The 1,788-nt window shown below is 55.9% G+C and carries 4 protein-coding genes; all 4 read left to right on the top strand.

Annotation, left to right across the window (positions count from 1 at the left end; all coding sequences use genetic code 11):
- Window positions 1-604 (top strand): flagellar hook-length control protein FliK (locus tag H5U36_10305; GenBank protein ID MBC7218497.1); only part of this gene is annotated, 604 nt, incomplete at its 5' end.
- 11 nt (window positions 605-615) lie between these two features.
- On the top strand, window positions 616-1,011 hold the full coding sequence (locus H5U36_10310; protein ID MBC7218498.1) for a hypothetical protein: 396 nt from the start codon (window positions 616-618) through the stop codon (window positions 1,009-1,011).
- The gene (locus tag H5U36_10315; GenBank protein ID MBC7218499.1) at window positions 1,008-1,400 is read left to right on the top strand and encodes a hypothetical protein; all 393 of its coding nucleotides are present in this window, start codon (window positions 1,008-1,010) and stop codon (window positions 1,398-1,400) included. The genes H5U36_10310 and H5U36_10315 overlap by 4 nt, the downstream gene beginning before the upstream one ends.
- The coding region (locus tag H5U36_10320; protein ID MBC7218500.1) for a flagellar hook-basal body complex protein at window positions 1,397-1,788 on the top strand (392 nt) is incomplete at its 3' end. The genes H5U36_10315 and H5U36_10320, both read left to right, overlap by 4 nt.

Raw genomic sequence — 1,788 nt, forward strand, 5'->3', positions numbered from 1 at the left:
AGAGGAAGGAGTCTCTACACTTTCTGTGAAAGAAGCAGAGCCCGCGCAAGAGGTGCCTCCTTCTCTTTCCAAGGCAGAGGAGCTGGAGAGTGTCGTTCCAACTCTAAGGGGAGAGGAGAAAGTTACCGAGAATAGTGCTGTACTCCTTGACGGAGATACAACTTCCTCCTTTGTCCTTTCAAAGGGCATCGAGCAATCGGAAACCCGGGAAGTTTCCGTCTCTTCGGTTCCCAGGGAATTCGCCAGAGTCTTCGAGGAAGTCCTGAAGCTTGCCTCTGAAACCCGAAATCGCAAGGAAATCGTTCTGCGCCTTGAACCAGAGCATTTGGGGTCCATTACCGTTCGCCTCGAGGAGCAAGGGGGTAGAATCCATTGCCTCTGGGAGGTGGCGAATCCCGAAACCCGGGAACTCCTCGTCAGGTACCTGCCCCTTTTTGAAGCCCAGCTCAATGCGCAGGGAATGCCTTTCCAGAATTTCCTTGGGGACGGACGGAATGCCTACGCCTTTTTGGGCTTCCGCTCGACCCAGAATGCAGAAAGAGACGATGCTGAAGAAATCTCCTTTGAGGATTCCGAAGTTTCCCGGGTGAATCTCCTGGTGTAGGGGTGAGGACGATGGCTCCTTTTGCGGTGACGCCGAAGACGCTTCCTGGGACGAGCACCCCGGAGGGTACCACGACAAAAAACCGGGCTACCCTCGATAAGCACGCCTTTTTGAAGCTCCTTGTGTACCAGCTCCGATACCAGAATCCCCTGGAACCCTTGGGAGACCAGGAGCTGGCGACCCAGCTTGCCCAGTTCTCGACCCTTGAGGGCATTCAGAACCTCAACAAGAGCATGGTTGCCCTTCTCCTCATCCAGGCGGAAAACCTGGTGGGCAAAACGGTGGTTCTCAAGGACGGAACGGAGGGCGTGGTTTCCGGAGTGGCGCTGCGGGATGAAGCGGTGTACCTTCTTTTCGGGGATTCAGCGTACCCGGTAACGGATCTTGCAGGGGTGAAGGGTCAATGATTGAGAGGATAGGGGGAGTTCGGGAAAGCTCAAAGGGTATTCCTTTAGGACAGAGGAGCACCTCTTCCTTTGAGCGCGTTCTTGATGAGGAACTCACCTTTTCCATCCATGCCAAAAGGAGGCTTTCGGAGCGGTCCATCACCCTCTCCCAGGAGGTGAAGGAGAAACTCGAGGAAGGCCTCCGAACCCTTGAGGCCAAAGGGGGAAGGACCTCCCTCATTGTCGTTGACGGGGTGGCCTTTGTGGTGAATGTGCCGGAGCGCACAGTCATCACCTGTGTGGAGAACGAAAACCGGGTGTTCACCCATATTGATTCCGTGCTTTTTTTGAGTACAGCAGGCCGGTCCGCGGAGTCGGGGGCTTGCGGAAGGGAGGATAGGAGAGCATGATGCGGTCGCTCTTTTCCGGAGTCTCTGGTCTCAAGAACCATCAGACCCGGATGGACGTCATCGGGAACAACATCGCCAATGTCAATACCGTAGCCTTCAAGGCGAGCCGGGTAACCTTTGAGGATATCCTGAGCCAGACCATTGAAGGTGCCCGGAGTCCTCAGACGGGAGGCGCCGGAGGCGTCAACCCCAAGCAGATTGGCCTTGGAGTGCGAATCGGAAGCATCGATACCCTCTTCACCCAGGGCGGATTGCAGACCACAGACAACCCCACCGACTTTGCCATTCAGGGGGATGGGTTCTTCATCGTGAGCGATGGGAGCCAGGTGTACTACACAAGAGACGGCTCCTTTAAGCTCTCCGCCGATGGGTCCCTGGTGAACTCTGG

The organism is Candidatus Caldatribacterium sp., from assembly GCA_014359405.1.
Classification (GTDB): domain Bacteria; phylum Atribacterota; class Atribacteria; order Atribacterales; family Caldatribacteriaceae; genus Caldatribacterium; species Caldatribacterium oleiphilum.

Coding starts and splice junctions, on each gene's coding strand:
- H5U36_10310 (MBC7218498.1), top strand. CDS start 616: ATGGCTCCTTTTGCGGTGACGCCGAAGACGCTTCCTGGGACGAGCACC.
- H5U36_10315 (MBC7218499.1), top strand. CDS start 1,008: ATGATTGAGAGGATAGGGGGAGTTCGGGAAAGCTCAAAGGGTATTCCT.